Here is an 18,882-nt window from a genome sequence, read left to right as displayed (position 1 = left end):
AGAAGCTGCTCGACTGGGCCACCGCCACCTTCGACACCTTCGGCCCCTACAACGACCGCTGCGTGCGGGCGCTGCCGGCCATGTTCGAGATGTTCGAATACCTGGCCGCGGAGTGCAGCCCCGAGACGATGCGCCCGGGCAGCATGGGCGCGGCCATCTTCGAGGCCCGCGACAGGGGCGTCGTCACGCCCGAGGAGGTGCCGGGCCTGCTGTCGGTCTACAGCACCGGCGGCCTCGACACCACGATCCACGCCATCACGACCGGCATCCGGCTGCTCATCGACCACCCCGACCAGTGGGACCTGGTCCGCGAGAACCCCAAGCTGGTCACCTCGGCCTTCAACGAGATCCTGCGCTACGCGGGCCCCGCGCACGGGCTCGCCCGCACCCTCACGCGCGACCACACCATCGGCGGTGTGCCCGTGCCGGCCGGCGCCCGGTTCATCATCCTGTACTCGGCCGCCAACCGCGACGAACGGCACTACGCCGACCCCGACCGCTTCGACGTCACCCGCAACCCGGTCGACCACCTCGGCTTCGGCAACGGCGCGCACATGTGCCCGGGCGCGCCGATCGCCCGCCTGGAGGGCCGCTACGTGTTCGAGGCGTTCGCCCACCGGGTGCGGCGCTTCACGCTGGACGGCGAGCCCGAGCGGCTGCTCAACAACACCATGCGCGGCTACAGGCACCTCCCGGTGGCCGTTGAGCCCGCGGCGCCCAAGGGCTGACCGCACTTTGGCCGCTGCGTTCGCCGGGTGGGACCTCCAGGGCTCGGACCTGCCGTGCCGCCGGCGGCGTGCGCGCACTGCGACAGCCGGCCCCCTGTGCGAACACGATCGTCGGACGTCAGTGAGGCCGTCGCCGCCCGCCGCGGGCGAGGAGACGACGGAGGGGGCCGCCCCGCACGGGACGGCCCCCTCGGTGCCGATCGGCGATCCGTCCCGGTCCGGCCGCGGCCGGACCGGGACGGATCAGGCCGGTTCGCTAGTCCAGCTTGCCGCTGGACAGTGCGCCCAGCAGGTCCTTGTTCAACTGGGAGATCGTGTCCAGCGGAATGCCCTTCGGGCAGACCGCGGCGCACTCGCCGATGTTGGTGCAGCCGCCGAAGTCCTCCTCGTCGTGCTGGTTCACCATCTTGACCACGCGGGCGGCCCGCTCGGGCTGCCCCTGCGGGAGCATGCCCAGGTGGGTCACCTTCGCCGCGGTGAACAGCATGCCCGAGGCGTTCGGGCAGGCCGCGACGCAGGCGCCGCAGCCGATGCAGGTGGCGGCGTCGAACGCGCGGTCGGCGTCGCTCTTGGGGATCGGGTTGGCGTGGGCGTCGGGCGCGGTGCCCGTCGGGGCGCTGATGTAGCCGCCGGCCTGGATGATCCGGTCGAACGAACCGCGGTCGACCACCAGGTCCTTGATGACCGGGAACGCCTTGGCCCGCCACGGCTCGACGTCGACGACGTCGCCGTCCTTGAAGCTGCGCATGTGCAGCTGGCAGGTGGTGGTGACCTCCGGACCGTGCGCGACGCCGTTGATCACCACGCCGCAGGCGCCGCAGATGCCCTCGCGGCAGTCGTGGTCGAAGGCGATCGGCTCGTCGCCCTCGAGCGTGAGCTTCTCGTTGAGGACGTCGAGCATCTCCAGGAAGGACATGTCGGGCGAGACGTCCTGGACCTGGTAGCGCACCATCCTCCCCTCGTCCCGGGGGCCCTTCTGGCGCCAGACGCGCAGGGTGATGTTCACTTGTAGCTCCGCTGCTTCATCTCGACGTACTCGTACTCCAGGTCCTCCTTGTGGAGGATCGGCTGCTCGCCCGTGCCCGTGAACTCCCACGCGGCGACGTAGGAGAACTCGTCGTCGTGCCGCAGCGCCTCGCCGTCCTCGGTCTGGCTCTCCGCGCGGAAGTGGCCGCCGCAGGACTCGCGGCGGTGCAGTGCGTCGACGCACATGAGTTCGGCCAGCTCGAAGAAGTCGGCGACCCGGTTGGCCTTCTCCAGCGCCTGGTTGAAGTCCTCGTTGACGCCGGTGACCTTGACGTTCTGCCAGAACTCGTCCCGCAGCTCGCGGATGCGCTCGATGGCCTTGCGCAGGCCCTCCTCGTTGCGCTCCATGCCGCAGTAGTCCCACATGATGTGGCCGAGCTCCTTGTGGAAGGAGTCCACGGTGCGGGTGCCGTTGACGGAGAGCAGCTTGTCGATGCGCGTGCGCACCGCCTCGGCCGCCTCCTTGGCCTCGGGCGTGTTCTCGTCGAGCTCGTCGAACGGGCCGGCGGCGAGGTAGTCGTTGACGGTGTTGGGCAGGACGAAGTAGCCGTCGGCCAGGCCCTGCATCAGCGCGCTCGCGCCCAGGCGGTTGGCGCCGTGGTCGGAGAAGTTGGCCTCACCGGTCACGAACAGGCCGGGGATGTTGCTCTGCAGGTCGTAGTCGACCCACAGGCCGCCCATGGTGTAGTGCACCGCGGGATAGATGCGCATCGGAACCTCGTAGGGGTTCTCGCCGGTGATGCGCTGGTACATGTCGAACAGGTTGCCGTACTTGGCCTCGACGGCCGGGCGGCCCATCCGCTTGATCGCGTCGGCGAAGTCCAGGTAGACGCCCAGACCGCTGGGGCCGACGCCGCGGCCCTCGTCGCAGACGTTCTTGGCGGCGCGGGAGGCGATGTCGCGCGGCACCAGGTTGCCGAAGGACGGGTAGATGCGCTCCAGGTAGTAGTCGCGCTCGTCCTCGGGGATCCGGCGCGGGTCGCGGTCGTCCCCGCCCTCCTTGGGAACCCAGATGCGGCCGTCGTTGCGCAGCGACTCGCTCATCAGGGTCAGCTTGGACTGGTAGTCGCCGCTGACCGGGATGCAGGTCGGGTGGATCTGGGTGTAGCAGGGGTTGGCGAACAGCGCGCCCTTGCGGTGCGCCCGCCAGGTCGCCGTGACGTTGGACCCCATGGCGTTGGTGGACAGGAAGAACACGTTGCCGTAGCCGCCGGAGGCGAGCACGACCGCGTCGGCGAAGTGCGTCTCGATCTCACCGGTGACCATGTCGCGGACGATGATGCCGCGCGCCCGGCCGTCGACGACCACGAGCTCCAGCATCTCGTGCCGGGTGTTCATCTCGACGGTGCCGGCCGCGACCTGGCGCTCCAGCGCCTGGTAGGCGCCGATCAGCAACTGCTGGCCCGTCTGGCCGCGGGCGTAGAAGGTCCGCGACACCTGCACGCCGCCGAAGGAGCGGTTGTCCAGCAGGCCGCCGTACTCGCGGGCGAAGGGCACGCCCTGCGCGACGCACTGGTCGATGATCTCCACGCTGACCTGGGACAGCCGGTAGACGTTGGACTCCCTGGACCGGAAGTCGCCGCCCTTGACCGTGTCGTAGAACAGCCGGTAGATGCTGTCGCCGTCGTTGCGGTAGTTCTTGGCGGCGTTGATGCCGCCCTGCGCCGCGATGCTGTGCGCGCGCCGCGGGCTGTCCTGGTAGCAGAAGGACTTCACGTGGTAGCCGGCCTCGCCCAGGGTGGCCGCCGCCGAGGCGCCGGCCAGGCCGGTGCCCACGATGATGACCGAGAGTTTGCGCCGGTTCGCGGGGTTGACCAGCTTCGCGGAGAAGCGGCGGTTGTCCCAGCGGTTCTCGATCGGTCCTTCGGGCGCCTTCTCGTCGCGGATCGGGGCGCCTTCGATGTAAAGCTCGGTCATTTAGCTCACCAGTCCGAAGAGAACGGAGAACGGCGGGATCAGGAAGCCCACCGTGATGACCAGCGCGATCACGGTCGCGATCACGTTGATCGAGCGCTGTCGGCTCGCCTTGTTTCCCCCCAGCGTCTGGGTCGCGCTCCAGATGCCGTGGCGCAGGTGCAGGCCCACGGCGACCATCGCGACCAGGTAGCTGAGGACGACCCACCAGATCTGGAAGCCGTTCACGACGCGCTCGTAGGGGCTGTCGGAGGCCCCGCCGGGAGCGATGGTGTTGGTCGTCAGATGCAGCAGGTGGTAGACCACGAAGAGCGCGACGATGACGCCGCCCCAGCGCATCGTGCGCGAGGCGTAGGTCTGCTGGACGCTCTTGCGCTTGTGGGCCGACTGGTAGCGCTGCCCGGCCGGACGGGCCCTGCGCGCGCGGGCCCACAGGGTGAACGCCGCGTAGGCGTGGATCAGGACGCTCGCGAGGAGGACCACGCGGATGATCCACAGCGCTCCCTCGTGGGGGAGCATCGGCTCGCCGAGCTCGCGCAGGTGGTGCGCGTAGTTGTCGAAGGTCTCCTGGCCTCCGAAGACCATCAGGTTGCCGTACATGTGCGCGATCAAATACAGCACCAGGATCGCGCCGCTGACCGCCATCGCGGACTTGAGCGCCACCGTAGACCTGAATGCCGTTGACCGCTGCTTGGTCAAGGTACTGTTCGCCACAACTTGTAACTTTAAAACTCGATAAACACGGCCGTCTAAGTCATGGGACTGCTGGTCTCGATAGCCTTAGGCTATGGAGCATGCAGTTCCAGCAACTGGCCTACTTCCTGGCCGTCGCGGAAACCCGGCATTTCACCCGCGCAGCAGAGGTTTCGCGCGTCGCCCAGCCCAGTCTGAGCAAGCAGATCCGCAACCTGGAGGAGGAGCTGGGAGCCTCGTTATTCAGTCGTGCCAGGGGAAATATCACACTGACCCCGGCCGGCGAGGCGCTCCTCCCCCTCGCCCAGCGCATCCTCACCGACATGGAGACCGCCCGCCGCGAGGTGCAGGAGCTCGCCGGCATGCGCCGCGGCCGGGTCCGGCTGGGCGCCACCCCCTCGCTGTGCGCGGGGCTGCTGGCCGACGCCCTCGCCCGCTTCCACGACCGCTTCCCCGGCATCGAGCTGCACGTGGAGGAGGGCGGTTCGCGCGACCTGATCCGCGCGCTGGGCCGGGGCGAGCTGGACCTCGCGCTGATCATCCTGCCGCTGCACAGCAGCGACCCCACCTTCGTCACCACTCCGATCCTGCGCGAGAGCCTGGTCGTGGTGAGCTCCATGGACGCCCCGCCGCCCAGCTCGCGCGCGTCGATGCGCATCACCGACCTGCGCGACCGGCCCCTGGTGATGTTCCGCCGCGGCTACGACGTGCGCGAGGCGACGCTGCACGCCTGCCGCGCGGCCGGCTTCGAGCCGCGGCTGGCGGTGGAGGGCGGCGAGATGGACGCGGTGCTGCGCTTCGTCGAGGCCGGCCTCGGGCTGGCGGTCGTGCCCAGCATGGTCCTGAAGAACCGCCCGGGCCTGCGCGGCACCCCGCTCGCCCGGCCGCGCCTGCTGCGCACCATCGCGCTGGCCCACCGCAGGGACGTCGAGCCCGCGCACGCCGCCAGGGCGTTCCGCCGCGGCCTGACCAACTACCTGGCCGGCCTGACCCAGGAGGACATCGGCAAGGACCTGGAGGTCATCTCCTCACGCGAGGGCTGACCCGCGCCGTTTCCGCGCCCGCGCTCCGCACCTCTCCCGCACCGTGCGCCGCGCCGATGCGGACACGGGGGCTTCCGGCCGCGGCGCCGCGATAGATTCTTTCGATGAAGGGTGGACTTAGCCGGAGACCGGCCGAAGTTTCCCAATTGCCACAGAAGCCCCAGAACAAACAAAAGAGACTTTTTCCTTTTTATTCTCAAAAGAGGACGATTTACCCGCAAACTCCGCCCGCCCATTGAATCCGAGTGGCATTTTTCACAGCCAAATCGCGTGAAACTCTTGCTGAATTCGTGATCGCACCGGCCTAACGTGGCAACCCATACGCATCCGCACTGCCTGTCGACTCGGAGAGCGTCCGGGCCTCCCCGCGCCCGGATCCGCACATTCGGTTCGCTCTCCGTCAGGACTATGGAGACGCCGCGCCCATGACAGCGACACTTCCCTCGCCGGGGACCCCCGGCACGAACAACCGTGCGCGGATTTCGGCCCGGACGTTCCGCAAGGACCGGTGGTGGCTGGGTCCGGTGCTCACGGCACTCGGCCTGACCGCCTTCGTCGTCTACGCCACCGCGCGGGTGTTCCAGCAGGACAACTACTGGGTGGAGGAGCACCACTACCTGACGCCGTTCTACTCCCCCTGCCTCAGCGCCTCCTGCGTGCCGGAGTCGGCGGTGTTCGGCACGCTGCCCTGGGCGTTCCCGTGGTTCCTGCCCTACGCGCTGATCAGCCTGCCGTTCCTGCTGCTGTTCCGGTTCACCTGCTACTACTACCGCAAGGCCTACTACCGCTCGATCTGGCAGGCGCCCACCGCATGCGCCGTCAGCGAGCCGCACGACCGCTACACCGGCGAATCGCGGTTCCCCATGATCGGGCAGAACCTGCACCGCTATTTCTTCTACGCCGCCGTCCTGATCTCACTGGTCAACACCTATGACGCGACGATAGCGCTGGCCCACGGCGAGAACGGCGGGTTCGGCATCGGCCTGGGCAACCTCATCCTGATCGTCAACGTGGTCCTGCTGTGGTGCTACACCCTTTCCTGCCATTCCTGCCGGCACGTGTTCGGCGGGCGCGCCAGGAGCTTCGGCACCCGTCCGGTCCGCTACTGGATGTGGACGCAGGTGTCCCGGCTGAACACCCGGCACATGCTGTTCGCGTGGATCACGCTGGGAACGCTGATGCTCACCGACTTCTACGTGATGCTGGTGGCCGGCGGCACGATTTCGGACCCCCGGATCTTCAACTAGAGGCGATATCAATTGGCTGAGATAGCACGTCACTCCTACGACGTGGTGGTGATCGGAGCCGGAGGCGCCGGTCTGCGCGCCGCCATCGAGGCGCGCCAGCAGGGCAGGAAGACCGCGGTCATCTCCAAGTCCCTGTTCGGCAAGGCGCACACGGTCATGGCCGAGGGCGGTGCGGCGGCCGCGCTGGCCAACGTCAACGCGCGCGACAGTTGGCAGGTCCACTTCCGCGACACCATGCGCGGCGGCAAGTTCCTCAACAACCCTCGCATGGCGGAGCTGCACGCCAGGGAGGCGCCCGAGCGGATCCTGGAGCTGGAGTACTGGGGCGCGCTGTTCGACCGCACCAAGGACGGTCGGATCAGCCAGCGCAACTTCGGCGGGCACGAGTACCCGCGACTCGCCCACGTCGGCGACCGCACCGGCCTGGAGCTCATCCGCACCCTCCAGCAGCGGGTGGTCCAGCTCCAGCAGATCGACGCGGCCGAGCTCGGCGACCCCGAGGCGATGATCAAGGTCTACGCCGAGACCACCGTGACCGAACTGGTCAAGGACGACGGGCGCATCGCCGGCGCGTTCGGCTACGTCCGCGACACCGGCGACTTCGTGCTGTTCGAGGCCCCCGCGGTGATCCTGGCGACCGGCGGCATCGGCAAGTCGTTCAAGGTCACCTCCAACTCCTGGGAGTACACCGGCGACGGCCACGCGCTGGCGCTGCGGGCGGGGGCGACGCTGCTGAACATGGAGTTCGTGCAGTTCCACCCCACGGGCATGGTCTGGCCGCCGTCGGTGAAGGGCATCCTGGTCACCGAGTCGGTGCGCGGCGACGGCGGCGTGCTGCGCAACTCCGAGGGCAAGCGGTTCATGTTCGACTACGTGCCCGACGTCTTCCGGTCCCAGTACGCCGAGAGCGAGGAGGAGGCCGACGGCTGGTACACCGATCCCGAGAACCACCGCCGCCCGCCCGAGCTGCTGCCCCGCGACGAGGTGGCGCGCGCCATCAACACCGAGGTCAAGGAGGGGCGCGGCTCGCCGCACGGCGGGGTGTTCCTTGATGTCTCCAGCCGGATGCCGGCCGAGGAGATCATGCGGCGGCTGCCGTCGATGCAGCACCAGTTCAAGGAGCTGGCCGACGTCGACATCACCGCCGAGCCGATGGAGGTGGGTCCCACCTGCCACTACGTGATGGGCGGGGTCGAGGTCGACCCCGACAGCGGTGCGGTCGGCGGCGGCGTCGCCGGCCTGTTCGCCGCCGGGGAGGTCTCGGGCGGGATGCACGGGTCCAACCGGCTGGGCGGCAACTCGCTGTCGGACCTGCTGGTGTTCGGTCGGCGCTGCGGCATGGGCGCCGCGGCCTACCTCGACGAGCTGGGCGGGGACCGGCCCGTGGTCTCCGAGGAGGCCCTGGCCGGAGCGACCCGCGCGGCCGAGGCTCCACTGCGGCGCGAGACCGGTGAGAGCCCCTACGACCTGCACCAGGAGATCCAGCAGACGATGAACGACCTCGTCGGGATCATCCGCAGGGGGCCGGAGATCGAGCAGGCGATCGAGGCCCTGGACAAGCTCAAGGAGCGGGTGGCCGGCGTGCGCGCCGAGGGCGGCCGAGCCTACAACCCCGGCTGGCACCTGGCGCAGGACCTGCGCAACATGCTGGTGGTCTCCGAGGCCGTGGCCCGCTCGGCGCTGGAGCGGGAGGAGTCCCGGGGCGGGCACACCCGCGACGACTTCCCGTCGATGTCGGCGCGGTGGCGCCGGGTCAACCTGGTCACCCGGCTGGCCGACGGCGGCGTCACGGTGCGCCATCAGGAGCTGGACGTGCTCCGGCCCGATCTGCTCGCGCTGTTCGACCGCGAGGAGCTGGCGAAGTACTTCACCGAGGCCGAGCTCCCCGAGGCCGAGGGCGCGGAAGAAGGAGGCGACGAATGACCAAGGCGACGTTCAACATCTGGCGCGGCGACGGCGGCGCCGGCGAACTGGTCGAGTACACGGTCGAGGTGAACGAGGGCGAGGTCGTCCTGGACGTCCTGCACCGGCTGCAGGCCACCCAGGCCCCGGACCTGGCGGTGCGGTGGAACTGCAAGGCCGGCAAGTGCGGGTCGTGCTCGATGGAGATCAACGGCCGGCCGCGGCTGTCGTGCATGACCCGGATGAACACCTTCGAGCCCGACGAGGTCATCACGGTCACGCCGATGCGGACCTTCCCCGTCATCCGGGACCTGGTCTGCGACGTCTCCTACAACTACGAGAAGGCGCGGCAGATCCCCTCGTTCACTCCCGATCCCGGCACGGAGCCGGGCGACTTCCGCATGCAGCAGTCCGACGTGCAGCGCATGCAGGAGTTCCGCAAGTGCATCGAGTGCTTCCTGTGCAACGACGTCTGCCACGTGATCCGCGACCACGAGGAGAACAAGGAGCACTTCTCCGGGCCGCGGTACCTGATGCGCGTGGCCGAGCTGGAGATGCACCCCGAGGACACCGCCGACCGCCGGGTGATCGCCCAGGACGAGTTCGGGCTGGGCTACTGCAACATCACCAAGTGCTGCACGGAGGTCTGCCCCGAGAACATCAAGATCACCGACAACTCGCTGATCCCGCTGAAGGAGCGGGTGGCCGACCGCAAGTACGATCCCCTGGTCTGGCTCGGCGAGAAGATCGGCGTGCGCAAGGGCCTGCGCAAGGACACCCCCGTCGTCCCCAACACCAAACCGCCCGCCTCGAGCGGCCCGGCCTGAGGTCGATGACGGGAAGGGCCGGGAGTGCCTTCAGTCCCTGCTCGACCTCCGCGGACCTGGTGAAGCTGCTGTCAGGCGCGAGGCGTCCGGCAACGCGGAAGGTCACGGCGGCTCCGCCGTGCGGGTCCCCGGCCATATGCGGCGGGCGACCGGCACGGACGGTACAACGCGGCCTTTCACGCCGCCGGCGCGCCGGCGGCAGCCTTTCCATGTCATCGGTGGTGCACGGAGAATCGCGGCCACGACCCGATTCCCAGAAGAGGCGGGTCAGACCCCGGTGAGCTCGTTGGGGGTGCCGGGCAGTTCCGCCGTCGCCGTCTCCTCCCCCGACTCGATGTCGACGGCGTGCAGCTCGTTCGCGCCCGGGTCGGTCACATAGGCCGTGTCGCCGCGCACGAAGATCGTGGGGCGGGGCTGCTGCCACTCCAGCGGCTCCTCCCATTCGTCCAGGACCGGGACGGTCCTTTCGACCTCGGCGCTGCCGGGGTCGATCACGTGGATCCGGCCGTCCGTTCCCAGGACGAGGGCCTCGCCGTGCGGTCCGCGCGCCAGCGAGCGGAAACTGTAGCCGGCGCCGATGTCGACCAGGCTCAGCTCGCCGGTCCCGGTGTCGATGAGGGAGACCTGCTCGGGCCGTTCGAGTTCGGCCTCGGGGTCCTTCTTGTAGTCGCCGAGGACGATCGCCGACTCCTCGGAGCCGGCCTGGTTGCCGATACGGCCGTAGTCGTCGGGGCTGTCGACCTTGGTGATCTCGCCGTCCTTGTAGATCAGGACGCCGTCCTCGCAGCCGATCACGACGGCCTCGCCCTGGGCGGTGGCCTCCCCGTGCACGCCGGGGCACTCCTCGCTGCGGGCGGTCTCCTCGCGGTCGGCGTCGAGCACCTGGATCCCGGGGCGCTCCTCCTCGTCGCCCAGTGTGACGACCAGTTCGCCGTTGTCGAGTTCGACGGCGACGCCGTGGTGGGGGTGGTCGGTGGTGAAGGTCTCGCCCTCGGGCAGGCCGTCGCCGAGGTCCTGCGGGTCGAACACGGTGACCTCCCCGGTTCCGTCGGAGAAGAGCACGGTCTTGCCGGCGTGCCGGACGACGTGGCCGGGCTCGGCCCCTTCGAACTCGGTGTCGGTCAGCTCGGGGGCCGCGGCGTCGAGCACGCGGAACCCGGTCGAGGTGGAGACCAGGACGTGGCGGCCGTCGCCTGCCGGGTTGACCCGGTTGAACCCGTCGAGGGGGATGTCGGCGGCGACGTCGAGGGTCTCGCCGTCGATGACGAGGAGGCCGCCGTCGTAGGTGGCGACGAGGGGGGCCGCGACCGCGGGGGACCGCGAAGCGCCCTCCCCTGCGGGTTCGGAGCCCGCCTGGCCGCAGGCGCTCAGGACGAGTCCCGCCGTGATCAGGGCGGGCAGTGCCGCCGCCCTGCCGGTGAGCGTTCGGAGTTGCACGGTGTGGTCCATCCTTCTTCCATTCCGGTGAGGGGATCGCGCGGCGGGCCGCGATGTCCGACTGATGTCCGGCCATCGGACCCGCAGAGGGGGCGGCTGCCGCAGTGCGCGCAGGCCGCCGGCGGCACAGCGGTTCCGAGCCGAAAAGCCCCTCCTCGCCCAGCGAACGCGGCGGTCGAAGCGCGTCGAGGAGCGGTTCCTCACTCCTCGGCGAGGCCGCCGACGACGGCCTCGGTGTTGGCCCGCATCATCTGCAGGTAGGTGGGGGCGCCGCCCTCTTCCCCGGTCAGGGACTCCGAGAACAGGGCGACGACCTCGATCTCCAGGCCGGTCTCCTCGGCCATGGCGCGGGCGAGGCGGTCGGGTTGGGAGGAGTCGGCGAAGACCGCCGGCACCCCGGCCTCGCGGACCGCGTCGGCGAGCGACTCCAGGTCGGAGGCGCTGGGCGAGGCGAGCGTCGTACCGCTGGGGATCACGGTGCCGACGACCTCGAATCCGTAGCGCTGTGCGAAGTAGCCGAAGACGTGGTGGTTGGTCACCAGGCTGCGCCGCTCCGGCGCGATGTCCGCGAAGCGCTCGGTCATCCACGCGTCGAGTTCGGCGAGCTCGCCGCGGTAGGCCGCGGCGTTGGCGCGGACCGCCTCGGCGTCGACGCCGCCGACCTCGTCGATCGTCCTCTCGGCGATCAGGTCGACGACCGCGCCCATCCGGACCGGGTCGGTCCAGAAGTGGGGGTCGGGCTGCCCGGCGGTCTCCCCCTCGGCGTAGTCGACGGGGTCGGCCGCCTCGCCCGCGGCGAGGGTCGGCACCCCGGCCTCCTGCGCCGCCCCGACGTTGCGCAGCACGCCTTCTTCGAGGCCGAGGCCGTTGTAGACGACCAGCTCGGCGTTTTCGATCCGGGCGGCCTGCCTGGCCGAGACGCCGAAGGAGTGCGGGTCGGCGTTCGGCTTCATCAGCACGGTCACCTCGGCCTCGTCGCCGATGACGGCGCGGGTGACGTCGCCGAGGATGTTGGTGGTGACGACCACGCCGGAGCGGTCCTCCCCGACGGCCGAGCACCCCGCCAGCGGGACGAGCAGCGCGAGGCCGATCGCCGCGAGGGCCGCGGCGGAGCGGCGCGGCCGGCGCGCGTCCTGTTTCGCCATCGGGTTCACCGCCCCGTCTCGACCATGAGGTCGGGCGTGAAGCCGAGATCGAACGTGCGGGCGATCCGCAGGTCGTCGTTGTAGTCCACTTCGTGGACCGCGTCGGCGGCCGGGTCGTTGACGTAGGCGCGCCCGGTGTCGACCCGGATCACCGGCGGGGCCGCCTCCGATCCGGTCAGGGGGGCGTCGAGCAGCTCGGTCTCGGCGGTCTGCTCCCCCGTCTCCGGGTCGAAGGCGCGCAGTGTGCCGTCTTCGGTGAGGACGAGGACCGGCGCCCCCTCGCCGACCGCGTTCACCGCCACCGCGGGCCCGGTCTCCAGCAGCGTCCACTCCTTCGCGGCCGTGTCGAGCACCCAGACGCCCCGCTCGCCGGCCTTCGCCGCCAGCGTCGAACCGCCGGGGCGGTGCTGGAACTCCCGGGCGCGCTCGTCCTCGGGCACCTCCTCCGGGTAGTCGATCCGCTCGCCCCGCAGCGCGTCGCCGTCCTCGGTGACCAGCAGGGCGCCGTCGGAGCAGCCGAAGACGGCGCCGCGGCGGGTGACGGCCTGGCCCTGGAGGTCCGGGCAGGGCTCCTCGATCCACGCGGACGGTTCGCCGCCCCTGGTGAGCGCCTCCACCGGGGCCGTGCCTCCCCCGCCGTCCCCGACGGCCGGGACGAGCAGGTGTCCGGCATAGGGCAGCGCGGCGCCGTCCCGGCCGTCGAGGGCCGCGGCCTCGGCGATGTCGCCCTCCTCCAGCGCGGGGCGGTCGAGGACGCTCACCCGACCGTCGGCGAAGGACAGCGCGGTGACGGCCGTGTCGGTGCCGACGCCGCGCAGCCCGTTGCCCTCGACCGTGCCGACGGAGCGCGTTTCGGCGCGGTAGTAGTGGGAGTGGTCGCCGTGGTCGACGGTCCAGGCCCCGCTGTCGACGACGTGCACCGCCGCGCCGTCCTCGGCGGTGAGGTAGGCGAAGCGGCCGTCCCCGTGGACGCCGCCGACGCCGTCGATCCGATCCACCTCGGTCGCCTCCTCGGTGATCAGGTCGAGGACGTGCACCGCTCCGGTCCGCGTATCGGCGATGACGAGGCGGTGCTGCGGTTCGGCGGCCTCCTCGGCCCCTTCGACGTAGCCGTGCTGGGTCTGCTCCTCGGGGACCGGCGCGCCGACGCCGTCGGCGGTGCCGCACCCGGCCAGCAGCGCCCCGGCGACGACCGCGGTGAGCGCCGCGGACGTTGTCCTGGTCGGCGTCATGATGAGTGCTCGAACTCCTTGTCCGTGGTTTCGACGGCGGTCGGCGGGCCGGGGCGCGGCCGTCGGCGCCGGGCGCGGTCCGCCAGTGCGGAGAGGAAGAACAGCGCCACGGCGGTGGCGGCGATCGTCGCGCCCGCCGCTGTTCCCAGGTGCCACGACACGAGCAGGCCGAACGCGGTCGAAGCGCTGCCCAGCAGCGCGGCGCCGAGCATGATCGCCGGGATCCGCCGGGCCCACAGCGCCATCGCCGCGGGCGGCGCGATGAGCAGCCCGAAGACGAGGAGGGTGCCGACGACGCGGAACGAGGCGACGATGGCGAGCGTGATGAGCCCGAGCAGCAGCGCGTGGGCCCATCGGGGCCGCAGTCCCAGGGTGTGCGCCTTGCGCCGGTCGAACGCCAGGGCCGTGAAGGAGCGGTGGCCCAGCAGCGCGGCGGGGGCCGCCACGGCCAGCGCGACGGCCAGGTGGAGCAGGTCGCGCGGGCGCACCGCGAGGACGTCGCCGAAGAGGAGGCCGGTCAGGTCGACGGCGAAGGACTGCGAGTGCGACACGATGATCACGCCCAGGGAGAGCATCCCGACGAAGAGCAGGCCGATGACCGTGTCCTGCGACAACCGGGGCGAGCGGGCGAGCGCCGTGACCCCGAGGGCCATCGCGCCCGCGCTGAGCGCGGCGCCGAGGAGCAGATTGCCGCCGAGCAGCGAGGCCAGCGCGACGCCGGGGAGCATCCCGTGCGACATCGCGTCGCCCAGGAACGCCATGCCGCGCAGCACCACCCAGGTCCCGGCCAGGGCGCAGATCAGTGAGACGAGGATCCCGCCCCACAGCGCCCGCTGCACGAAGGAGACCCCGAAGGGATCGGACAACCACTCCATGTCCGGCATTCTATAATGAAAACCGTTATCGTTTTCGACGGAGGACGGCATGGAGCAGCGAGATGAGACGGCGATCACCCTGCACGGGCTCTTCGCCGGGTACGGGCGCGGGACGGTCCTGCACGGGATCACGGCCCGCGTCCCCCGTTCCGGCGTGACCGCCGTGGTGGGGCCCAACGGGTCGGGGAAGTCGACGCTGCTGAGCGTGGCCGCCGGCGTCGTCGCCCCGACGGGCGGATCGGTGCGGCGCTCGCACGCCCGCCGCCCGGCCGTCGTGGTGCAGCGCAGCGCCGTCTCCGACGCCCTGCCCATCACCGTCGAGGAGACCGTGGCCATGGGCCGCTGGGCGCACCGCGGCCCGTGGCGGCGGCTGACGAAGCGGGACCACCGGATCGTCATGGAGTGCATGGCGCACCTGGGCGTCCTCGACCTCGCGCCCCGGCGGCTGGGCGAGCTCTCCGGCGGGCAGCGCCAGCGCGCCCTCGTCGCCCAGGGCCTGGCGCAGGAGTCGGATCTGCTGCTGCTCGACGAACCGACCACCGGACTCGACGCCGAGGCGCGCGAGCGCATCTCCGCCGTCCTCGACCGGGCCGGGGCCGACGGCACCACGGTGGTCCAGGCGACGCACGACCTCGAAGCGGCCATGCGCGCCGATCACTGCCTGCTCCTCGCCGAAGGCCGCCTCGCCGCGCAGGGCGCCCCCGCCTCGGTGCTCACCCCCGCGGCGCTGGCTGGGATCTGGGGGCTCCCGCGGCTCCGCTGACACCCGCGTTCCCTCCCGGATCCCGCGAAGGGACGGCGCGCGGGTGAGCCCCCTCCACCTCGGCCCCAGGGGGTCGTGAAGGCCGGCCCCAGAAGGACGGCGCGCGGGTGGGCGATTCTCTCGCGTGGCCGAAGGCCCATAGTTCGACCCGCGCCCACGGCGGCGGTGCGCGATCGCGTCCTCGGGCCGGGGTTCAAACCCCTGTGGCCGGTGTCTCACGCCCTCGGTGGCCGAGGCGAGCGGACACGGCGGCCCGCGCCCTCACCGCGCACCGAAACCACGGCCGCGCCCTGGCACGCACGGTGGCGGCGTGGGCGGCGCGGCGCCGGCGCGATCCCTATCAAGGGCCTTCGGCCACACGAGAGGATCGCCCGGTCACCGCGAGTCCCTCCTTGGGCTGAGGCTTCAACCCCCCTGAGGCCGGGGACGGCATGCACCATCACCCAACCACCGCGGATCCCTCCTCCGGCTGAGACTTCACGACCCCCGATGGTCGAGGTTGAAACTCACGGTCAAGAAGCGTCGGCGAGAAGAGGGCGGGACAGGAGAGGACCCGCGTCGTTCAGGCCCGCGCCGCCTGTTCCGCCGGCGGGTGCCAGTCCTGGATCTGCAGGTACTGCGACATCAGCCGGGGCGCGAGGCGGCCCAGGATGCCCGCCCCGGTGTCGCGCAACGTGGTGAGCAGCGGGGACTCGCTCTGCACGGCCTCGGCGAGCTGCGCGGACTTCTGCACGATCCCGGTGGTGCGGGGCAGCCGGGCGTCGGTGTAGGACTGCAGCGCGGTCGGCAGGTAGGCCGTGGACTCGTTGACGTGGTGCGCCAGGACCACGGCGTCCTCGATGGCCTGGCATGCGCCCTGGCCGAGATTGGGGGTCATGGCGTGCGCGGCGTCGCCCAGGAGGGCGACTCTGCCCTTGTGGTAGGCGGGCAACGGGGTGTCGACGTGCCAGATGTCGGTGCGCAGCACCTCCTCCGGCGGCGCGGCCTCGAACAGCCGCGGGATCGGGTCGTGCCAGTCGGCCAGGCGGGCGAGCAGTTCGGCCTTCTCGTCCTTCGCCGTCTCCCCCGCCGGCCCGTTGGCGGTGGCGTAGCAGTAGAGCCGCCCGTTGCCCAGCGGGAGCACGCCGACGACCCCGCCGCGCCCCCAGCTCTCGCCGAACAGGACCGGCGGCTCGGGGCTGGGCACCACGACGCGCCAACTGGTGAACCCGGCGTAGACGTGGCCCGGGTGCTCCAGGAACAGGGTCGGCCGGACGGTCGAGCGGACGCCGTCGGCCGCGACCACGAGGTCGGCGGTGAGCTCGCCCGTGTCGGTGCCGACCCGGGCCAGTCGGCGGGTGTCGCCCGGCTCGACGCTGGTGACGGTGGTCGCGGTGTGCAGCGCGTCCCCGGGCAGCCGGCCGAGCAGGACGTCGACCAGTTCCGAGCGGAGCAGGAGGGCGATGGCGTCGCCGAACCGCCTGCGCATGTCGGAGGCGCTGACGCGCAGCAGGCTGCGGCCGTCCTTGCGGCGGACGGCCCCCTCGTACCGGGAGGCGCCCAGCGCGCGGACGTCGTCGCCGATGCCGAGCACGTCCAGGGCGCGCAGGGCGTTGGGGGCCATGCCGATGCCCGCCCCGGCGGGATCCAGGGCGGGCGCACGCTCGCAGACGGTCACGGCCCACCCCTTGCGACGCAGGGCGACGCCGGCGGACAGTCCGCCGATGCCGCCTCCGATCACGACGGCATGGGGCTGGGCCATTGAGCTGTCCTTCGCGGCAGAGGAGCGACCCCGGCGCACCGGATCGCCGTGGGTCCGTGAAGACCCAGGCTAGGATCGCTGCCCCGGGAGCGCCATCGGTTACCGGGTTTTGCCCGTTTCCGGCCCAACCTGGACTTCCGGGTCGACGGCCTCTTGCGCTCCCGGGCCGGCGGTGGCAGCGGCGGTGCGGTCAGCCGCGCTTCTTGTGCGCGGCCATGCGGCCGCGCTCCTTCTGGTCGAGGACGACCTTGCGGATGCGCACGGCCTCGGGGGTGACCTCCACGCACTCGTCCTCGCGGCAGAACTCCAGCGCCTGCTCCAGGGAGAGCTTGCGCGGCGGCACCAGGCGCACCAGTTCGTCACCGGTGGAGGAGCGCATGTTGGTGAGCTTCTTCTCCTTGGTGATGTTGACGTCCATGTCGTCGGAGCGGGAGTTCTCGCCGACGATCATGCCCTCGTAGACCTCGGTGCCCGGCTCGATGAACAGCGTGCCGCGCTCCTGCAGGTTGAACATCGCGAACGCCACCGCCGAGCCGGAGCGGTCGGCCACCAGGGAGCCGTTGGGGCGGGTGCGCAGGTCGCCGAACCACGGCTCGAAGCCCTCGAACACGTGGTGGGCGATGCCGGTGCCGCGGGTCTCGGTGAGGAACTCGGTGCGGAAGCCGATGAGGCCGCGCGAGGGGACCAGCCAGTCCATCCGGACCCAGCCGGTGCCGTGGTTGGTCATCTGCTCCATCCGGCCCTTGCGGACGCTGAGCAACTGGGTGATGGCGCCGAGGTACTCCTCCGGCGCGTCGACGGTGAGGCGCTCGACGGGCTCGTGCGTCTTGCCGTCGACGTCCCTGGTGACCACCTGCGGCTTGCCGACGGTGAGCTCGTAGCCCTCACGCCGCATCTGCTCGACCAGGATGGCCAGCGCCAACTCGCCGCGGCCCTGCACCTCCCAGGTGTCGGGGCGCTCGGTGGGCAGCACGCGCAGGCTGACGTTGCCGACGAGCTCGCGGTCCAGGCGGTCCTTGACCAGGCGCGCGGTGACCTTGGCGCCCTTGACCCTGCCGACCAGCGGCGAGGTGTTGGTGCCGATGGTCATGGAGATGGCGGGCTCGTCGACCGTGATGAGCGGCAGCGGGCGCGGGTCCTCGGCGTCGGCCAGCGTCTCGCCGATCATGATGTCGGGGATGCCGGCGATCGCGACGATGTCACCGGGGCCGGCCTTCTCCGCGGGCTTGCGCTCCAGCGCCTCGGCCATGAGCAGCTCGGTGATCTTGACCCGCTGGATGCTGCCGTCGCCGCGGCACCAGGCCACCTGCTCGCCCTTGCGGATCTCGCCCTGGCGCACCCGGCACAGCGCGAGCCGGCCGAGGAACGGGGAGGCGTCGAGGTTGGTGACGTGGGCCTGCAGCGGCGCGCCGGGGGTGTACTCCGGGGCGGGGGTGGTGTCCAGGATGGTGCGGAACAGCGGCTCCAGGGTGTCGCTGTCGGGAACCGTGCCGTTCTCGGGGCGCTCCAGGGAGGCCTTGCCGTCGCGCGCGCAGGCGTAGACGATCGGGAAGTCGATCTGGTCCTCGTTGGCGTCGAGGTCCAGGAAGAGCTCGTAGGTGTCGTCGACGACCTCGGCGATGCGGCTGTCGGGGCGGTCGACCTTGTTGATGACCAGGATCACCGGCAGCTTCGCCGCCAGCGCCTTGCGCAGCACGAAGCGGGTCTGCGGCAGCGGACCCTCGCTGGCGTCGACGAGCAGCACCACGCCGTCCACCATGGACAGGCCGCGCTCGACCTCGCCGCCGAAGTCGGCGTGGCCCGGGGTGTCGATGATGTTGATGACGACGTCCTCGCCTTCGGGCGTCGTGTAGTGGACGGCCGTGTTCTTGGCGAGGATGGTGATGCCCTTCTCGCGCTCCAGGTCGTTGGAGTCCATGACGCGCTCGTCGACGTCCTGGTTGGCGCGGAACGCGCCGGACTGCCAGAGCATGGCGTCCACGAGAGTGGTTTTGCCATGGTCGACGTGCGCGACGATGGCGACGTTGCGGAGGTCGGCACGGCGTGCGGAGCCTTCAGCGGGCGTGGCGCTGGACATGCGAAAGTCTCGATCTCATCTGCTGGGAAACACCGCGACTCCCGCGGCCTTTCACCAGTTTATGCGGTGCCCGGTAGCACCCCAGGAAACGTGCAGGTCAGGACGTATGCGCAGCGGGCCCGGACGCGGGGCCCGGGCGTCCGGGGGCACCCCGCTCGATCACCAGCACCATCTAAGGGTGTAAAACCAGACAAGATGGACTTAGGATAGGCGTACCTCACTTCTGGTGCTC

General features: G+C 70.9%; 15 protein-coding genes. 6 read left to right on the top strand and 9 right to left on the bottom strand.

What is annotated here, in order from left to right; genetic code table 11:
* The first annotated feature begins 62 nt into the window (after positions 1–62).
* Positions 63–728, top strand: coding sequence for a cytochrome P450 (locus HDA32_RS03910; protein ID WP_179641859.1), 666 nt, complete (start codon positions 63–65; stop codon positions 726–728).
* A 256-nt stretch (positions 729–984) separates the two neighbouring features.
* On the opposite strand, the gene HDA32_RS03905 is transcribed toward HDA32_RS03910, so the two are convergent.
* Genes HDA32_RS03905 through HDA32_RS03895 form a run of 3 tightly spaced genes read right to left on the bottom strand, consistent with a single transcriptional unit; the run spans position 985 to position 4,331 of the window.
* Positions 985–1,734, bottom strand: a complete 750-nt coding sequence (locus tag HDA32_RS03905) for a succinate dehydrogenase/fumarate reductase iron-sulfur subunit (protein WP_179641858.1) — start codon at positions 1,732–1,734, stop codon at positions 985–987.
* A complete protein-coding gene (locus HDA32_RS03900) occupies positions 1,731–3,671 on the bottom strand; it encodes a fumarate reductase/succinate dehydrogenase flavoprotein subunit (RefSeq protein WP_179641857.1) in 1,941 nt (646 codons plus the stop codon). The genes HDA32_RS03905 and HDA32_RS03900 overlap by 4 nt, the downstream gene beginning before the upstream one ends.
* Positions 3,672–4,331 (bottom strand): succinate dehydrogenase cytochrome b subunit, encoded by a 660-nt coding sequence (locus HDA32_RS03895; protein WP_312863034.1) that lies wholly within the window; start codon positions 4,329–4,331, stop codon positions 3,672–3,674. It abuts the gene before it with no gap.
* A gap of 131 nt (positions 4,332–4,462) precedes the next feature.
* Here HDA32_RS03895 and HDA32_RS03890 point away from each other — a divergent pair, with 131 nt between their 5' ends.
* The 4 genes from HDA32_RS03890 (at position 4,463) to HDA32_RS03875 (ending at position 9,380) form a co-directional block, all read left to right on the top strand.
* On the top strand, positions 4,463–5,404 hold the full coding sequence (locus HDA32_RS03890) for a LysR family transcriptional regulator (RefSeq protein ID WP_179641855.1): 942 nt from the start codon (positions 4,463–4,465) through the stop codon (positions 5,402–5,404).
* Between the two features lie 425 nt (positions 5,405–5,829).
* Positions 5,830–6,651 (top strand): succinate dehydrogenase subunit SdhC, encoded by an 822-nt coding sequence (gene sdhC, locus HDA32_RS03885; protein ID WP_179641854.1) that lies wholly within the window; start codon positions 5,830–5,832, stop codon positions 6,649–6,651.
* 12 nt (positions 6,652–6,663) lie between these two features.
* A complete protein-coding gene (locus HDA32_RS03880; protein WP_179641853.1) occupies positions 6,664–8,574 on the top strand; it encodes a fumarate reductase/succinate dehydrogenase flavoprotein subunit in 1,911 nt (636 codons plus the stop codon).
* A complete protein-coding gene (locus tag HDA32_RS03875; protein ID WP_179641852.1) occupies positions 8,571–9,380 on the top strand; it encodes a succinate dehydrogenase/fumarate reductase iron-sulfur subunit in 810 nt (269 codons plus the stop codon). The genes HDA32_RS03880 and HDA32_RS03875 overlap by 4 nt, the downstream gene beginning before the upstream one ends.
* 267 nt (positions 9,381–9,647) lie before the next feature.
* On the opposite strand, the gene aztD is transcribed toward HDA32_RS03875, so the two are convergent.
* The 4 genes from aztD to aztB form a co-directional block, all read right to left on the bottom strand.
* Positions 9,648–10,817: a zinc metallochaperone AztD gene (gene aztD / locus HDA32_RS03870; protein ID WP_312863033.1), complete on the bottom strand. Its 1,170-nt coding sequence runs from the start codon at positions 10,815–10,817 to the stop codon at positions 9,648–9,650.
* A 200-nt stretch (positions 10,818–11,017) separates the two neighbouring features.
* Positions 11,018–11,962: a zinc ABC transporter substrate-binding protein AztC gene (gene aztC, locus HDA32_RS03865; RefSeq protein ID WP_179641850.1), complete on the bottom strand. Its 945-nt coding sequence runs from the start codon at positions 11,960–11,962 to the stop codon at positions 11,018–11,020.
* 5 nt (positions 11,963–11,967) lie between these two features.
* Positions 11,968–13,194 carry a hypothetical protein gene (locus HDA32_RS03860; RefSeq protein ID WP_179641849.1) on the bottom strand — a complete coding sequence of 409 codons (1,227 nt, stop codon included), beginning with the start codon at positions 13,192–13,194 and terminating at the stop codon, positions 11,968–11,970.
* A complete protein-coding gene (gene aztB / locus HDA32_RS03855) occupies positions 13,191–14,069 on the bottom strand; it encodes a zinc ABC transporter permease AztB (RefSeq protein WP_179641848.1) in 879 nt (292 codons plus the stop codon). Before aztB ends, HDA32_RS03860 begins: the two co-directional genes overlap by 4 nt.
* A gap of 49 nt (positions 14,070–14,118) precedes the next feature.
* Here aztB and aztA point away from each other — a divergent pair, with 49 nt between their 5' ends.
* Positions 14,119–14,832, top strand: a complete 714-nt coding sequence (aztA, locus tag HDA32_RS03850) for a zinc ABC transporter ATP-binding protein AztA (protein ID WP_179641847.1) — start codon at positions 14,119–14,121, stop codon at positions 14,830–14,832.
* Between the two features lie 562 nt (positions 14,833–15,394).
* Here the strand turns inward: aztA and HDA32_RS03845 are convergent.
* Entirely contained in the window at positions 15,395–16,573 is a 1,179-nt protein-coding gene (locus HDA32_RS03845) for an FAD-dependent monooxygenase (protein WP_179641846.1), read from the bottom strand.
* A 190-nt stretch (positions 16,574–16,763) separates the two neighbouring features.
* Entirely contained in the window at positions 16,764–18,650 is a 1,887-nt protein-coding gene (typA, locus tag HDA32_RS03840) for a translational GTPase TypA (protein ID WP_179641845.1), read from the bottom strand.
* Between the last annotated feature and the right edge of the window lie 232 nt (positions 18,651–18,882).

The sequence above is a fragment of the Spinactinospora alkalitolerans genome (assembly GCF_013408795.1).
Taxonomy (GTDB): domain Bacteria; phylum Actinomycetota; class Actinomycetes; order Streptosporangiales; family Streptosporangiaceae; genus Spinactinospora; species Spinactinospora alkalitolerans.
The sequence above is the reverse complement of the archived record's forward strand: the minus strand, read 5'-3'. Positions and strand labels throughout refer to the sequence as shown.